This window comes from Noviherbaspirillum sp. (genome assembly GCF_035654295.1).
Classification (GTDB): domain Bacteria; phylum Pseudomonadota; class Gammaproteobacteria; order Burkholderiales; family Burkholderiaceae_D; genus Noviherbaspirillum.
The window spans coordinates 1-4,289 of the sequence record NZ_DASRXF010000093.1 but is presented as its reverse complement, the minus strand read 5'-3'; the positions used below and the strand labels follow the sequence as shown (position 1 = coordinate 4,289).

Genomic DNA, 4,289 nt, shown 5'->3' with positions numbered 1-4,289 from the left:
CGGGCTCGACCTTGTCCGGCTCCTTGAAGGTGGCGATCCTGTCCTTGGCCAGTGCCGAATAGCGTCCCTTCGGATATTTCTTCAGGTAGGTCTCGTACGCGGTCTGGGTGTTTACGGTGGTGGATGCCGTCCACAGATCCTCTTCCGGCGAGCTCGGTGCTTCCTTGATCTGTTTGCTCTCCAGCCGCAGTCGCGCGGCCGCGGCAAAACGCCCCTTCGGGAACTCCTTCAGGTATTTTTCGTAGGCGGCCGGCTTGTCCGAAACGCTCGCCTGGCGCCAGGCTTCGTCGTCACGGTTGCTTGCGGGCGGCGCCGGGGTTTCCTGCTCGCGCAGGTACTTCTGCGCGGTCGCCTCGCTCGTCTGCGGCGTTTGCTGCGGGACGACGGCCGGCGCAGGCGGCTGCACCCGGGCCACCGGCGGCGGCAGCGGCTCTTGCGCTTTCGGCTTCGGTTCCGAAGGCGCCTGCGCGACCGGCGGGGTCAGGGTATAGGGCGAGGGCGCTTCCGCGCGCGGCGCTTCTTCGGTCTCCTGCTCGGCACTGCCGCTGCCTCCGGAAGACTCCATCGCGGTGTTGCTCATGCCCAGGTCTTTCCATGAAGGCGACGTGCCGAGGTAAACGCCGGAGGCGATACCGGCGGTCAGCAGGATGCCGAGCAGGAGCCATTCGCGCTTGCCGTAGGACGACCGGACCGGCGGTTCGGGCCGCGCCGGCTGGTGCAGCTGCGAACGGTGCCGCTCGCTGCGCTGCGTGGGCGGCGGGGCGATGCGGGTCCTGACATCCGGCATCATGTCGAGCGGCATCTGGGTGCGCATCGGGTCCATCTCGGGCACCCGCACCATCGTGGTGTTGAATCCTGTTTCGTCGGACGGCAGGGAGCGCGGCGCGGGTTCCATGATGTCGAGCGCGTGGCGCAGTTCGGCGATGGAGCGGAAGCGCTGCTCGGGCTTGACCGACAGTGCCTTGTCGATGGCGGCGAGGAAACCGGCGCTGTAGCGGCCTTTCCCGACCTCGCGAGCGGGTACCTGCTCGTCGTGCACCATGCGGGCCACGGCGGGCGGCGGCGCCTTGCCGGCGATCAGGTAGTACACCACGGCGGCCAGCGCATAGATGTCCGTCCACGGTCCCTGGCGCAGGCCGGCAATGTCCGCATACTGCTCGATCGGCGCATAGCCCGGCTTGAGGATGGCAGTCAGGCATTGCGTCAGGTCGCCGATCACGCGGCGCGCGGCGCCGAAGTCGAGCAGCAGGGGGCGCCCATCCTTGAGCAGCAGGATATTGTCCGGCGCGATGTCGCGGTGCAGGCACTGGCCGCGATGGATGATTTCGATGGCGTCGAACAGGTCGGCGAGCAGCACCCGGATCCACGACTCGGAGGGCGTGACGCGGCGCTGCTTGAGCGCCTGCTTGAGGGTGATGCCTTCGTAGAACGGCATCACCATGTAGGCGGTGCCGTTGCCTTCCCAGAAGCGGTGTACCTTCACCAGCGATTGCGAATCGAACTGCGCGAGCATCTTGGCTTCGTTGATGAAGCTCTTCAAGCCGGCCGTGAAGGTTTCCACATTGTGCTGCGAGCGGACCGTGACCGCGAGATGCGTGGTGCGCTTGGCAAGGCCGGAAGGCATGTATTCCTTCAGCGCGACCTGTCGCTCCAGCGAATGGTCATAGGCGAGATAGACGATGCCGAAGCCGCCCTCGCCGATAAGGTCGAGGATTTCGAATTCCCCCAGGTGCGTGCCGACCGGGAGGACATTCGCGCTATGTTCCGCGTCGTTTTCCGGCGACGGCCTGAATGGCATGCGCCGGGTTCGCAATGCGGTCTTCTGATTGAAATCGTTCACCATGGGAATCTACCGAGTCTGTGTGGACCAGCCCTGCTGCGCACTGCGCAAGGAACAACCGCTTCTAGCACCTTTGGTGCCAGGGGCGCGAAAAGCGCGAAGACCGGGGCGCGGCGCCGCATCGGCCGCTGATTCGGCGGGCATGGACGCCAGGGAGGGCGGGTTCGGGCGCATGGCGGTTGTCGGGGCTCGTCCAACAATGGGGTACCGACGCTCGTTCGACTGTTGGATTTCCAGCGACACGTCGGATTGCCGGATCATGCGCGCGTCCGGCTCTGCAGGCGCGTGCATGATCCACTGCTCATATTGGTCGCGTGATCGGAGCAGGACTTGATCTGAATCGCTATTTGTCGATTCTCCCGGACGCGGACCCGGTGATGTCACAGCGCCGGATTGAGCACCGTCTTGTCGGTCGTCTGCAGGTCGTCGGCACGCGCGACGACGGCGGAAATATTGTCGCGTCCGCCGCGCATGAGCGCGGTCTCCACCAGTTCGTCCGCTGCCTGCGGACAATTGCCGGTCACCAGTGCGGCACGGATCTCCGGTTCGCTCACCTCGTTGCTGACGCCGTCGCTGCACAGGAGGAACACGTCGCCGTCCGCGACTTCGATCATCTCGCCGTCCACGCCCAGCGATTCGGCCGCGCCGACGGCGCGCGTGATGAGGTTGCGCGCGGGATGATGCGCGGCGTCTTCCGCGGTCAGGCTGCCGCAGGCGAGCAATTCCTCGACCTGGCTGTGGTCGCGCGTGAGCTGCATCAGGTGTCCGTTTCTGCAGAGATAAATGCGGCTGTCGCCGGCCCACAGGTAGGCGCAGCGTCGCCCGCAGGCAAGCAGGACCACCACGGTGCTGCCGATGATCTGCGCGCCGCGGTTGTAGGCTTCGTTGCGCAGCTGCCGGTTCACGTCCTGCAGGCGGGCCTCGGCGTCATTGGCAAACTGTTCGAGCGATTCGCGCGGCTGCAGGTCGGAGAGCGCAGCGACGATGGCATTGCTGGCGAAGTCGCCGAGGGTGTGGCCGCCCATGCCGTCGGCGACCGCCCAGATGCCTCTGTCGGCGAGTTCGAGAATGGAGTCTTCGTTGATTTTGCGGACCAGGCCCGCGTGCGTGCGGGAGGACGACGTCCATTTGAATGGCGTGGTATGCGTCACGTTCACCTCCGGCGGCGGGCGGAAATTCGGGCAATCTTCCCTGCGATGAGTATAGAACCAGTGACGCCGATTGCACGCGCCGGCGTGCAAAAGGATTGTCTTGCGTCTAATGCTTTACATTTGTGCTGCTCTCGTTGAGCCCCACATTGATGGCCGCGTTCGCACCGGTGTTGTTGATGTCGACCATCTGCACCTGGTTGATCATCTGGTCGGCGTAATTGTTGATCTGGTAGAAGTTGATCACCGATCCCGATCCGAACGGGCTGGTGCTGCGGCTGTAGGGACGAATCCAGCCGTAGACCCAGGACCCGTTGCCGCCCTTGATAGACGACATCGCCTTGCGGTCGAGGACGCGGTCCGTATGCAGGTCTTTGATCGTGATGGTTGCCATGTCGTGTCTCCGATTGCTGTTGTTGGTCGACGGAAGATATGTGCAAGCGGCGTGCCAGCGGTGCGTCAGAACGCAGCGTCGGCGTAGGCCCATTGCGAGGGGCTGACGTTCAGGCTGGGCGGAACGAAGCCGGCGCCGATGACGCCCACGTTGTTCAGCGCATTGACTTCGACGTTCTGAAACTGGGTGATGTTCTGGTTGACGCCGATGTTGATGTTGGCAATCGGGCCGAGGCCTTTCAGCCAGGAATTGCCGCCGCGGACGGAGGTCATGGCCTTGCGGTCGAGTTCGGTGGCGAGGGGCAGGTCGCGGATCATGATGCTGGACATGGTGGTTCTCCTTGAATGTGGTTGCCGGACTGGTGGAGGCGCTGCGGCCTCCACCGGATCGTGTCTTGCTTAGAAGTTGATGTTGTTGTTGCCGGTCTGCGTCGGGTTCACGGTGGAGCTGATGCAGTTGGCGAACGCGACGTTGTTGCCGTTGTTGTTCACCACATCCTGGCACTGGCCGATCAGCTGTTCCGCCTTGATCGTGGTGTTGGTGGCGCCGTAGCCGGGCATCCAGGACGGGGCGGCTGCCTTGTAGTAGCCGCCGGTAACGGAGGCCATTGCGGCGTGGTCGAGTTCAGTGGCGGTAGCGAGGTCTTTGATCAGCAGGGTGGTCATTTAGTGTCTCCTTGGGTGTGTTCGGGCAAGTAGTAAAAAGCGATTAGAAGTTGATGTTGTTGTTGGCGGACTGGGTCGGGTTCACGGTAGACGTGATGCCATGGGCGAACGCGACGTTGTTGCCGTTGTTGTTCATGACGTTTTGCGACTGGCCGATGGACTGCGACGCGTTGAAGTCGAACGAAGTGGGATGGGACTTCGGCGCCGGCATGCCGTAGTCGGGCGCGCAGTAGGACGGGGTC

6 protein-coding genes are annotated in these 4,289 nt (G+C 63.8%); all 6 read right to left on the bottom strand.

What is annotated here, in order from left to right; genetic code table 11:
- A partial coding sequence (locus VFF99_RS10085) for a protein kinase domain-containing protein (protein ID WP_325017450.1) occupies window positions 1–1,798 on the bottom strand: 1,798 nt, incomplete at its 3' end.
- Between the two features lie 422 nt (window positions 1,799–2,220).
- A complete protein-coding gene (locus VFF99_RS10080) occupies window positions 2,221–2,991 on the bottom strand; it encodes a PP2C family protein-serine/threonine phosphatase (protein WP_325017448.1) in 771 nt (256 codons plus the stop codon).
- A gap of 106 nt (window positions 2,992–3,097) precedes the next feature.
- Window positions 3,098–3,382, bottom strand: coding sequence for a hypothetical protein (locus VFF99_RS10075; RefSeq protein WP_325017446.1), 285 nt, complete (start codon window positions 3,380–3,382; stop codon window positions 3,098–3,100).
- Window positions 3,383–3,447: 65 nt separating this feature from the next.
- Window positions 3,448–3,711 (bottom strand): hypothetical protein, encoded by a 264-nt coding sequence (locus VFF99_RS10070; RefSeq protein WP_325017444.1) that lies wholly within the window; start codon window positions 3,709–3,711, stop codon window positions 3,448–3,450.
- Between the two features lie 69 nt (window positions 3,712–3,780).
- On the bottom strand, window positions 3,781–4,047 hold the full coding sequence (locus tag VFF99_RS10065; RefSeq protein WP_325017442.1) for a hypothetical protein: 267 nt from the start codon (window positions 4,045–4,047) through the stop codon (window positions 3,781–3,783).
- Between the two features lie 43 nt (window positions 4,048–4,090).
- A partial coding sequence (locus VFF99_RS10060) for a hypothetical protein (RefSeq protein WP_325017440.1) occupies window positions 4,091–4,289 on the bottom strand: 199 nt, incomplete at its 5' end.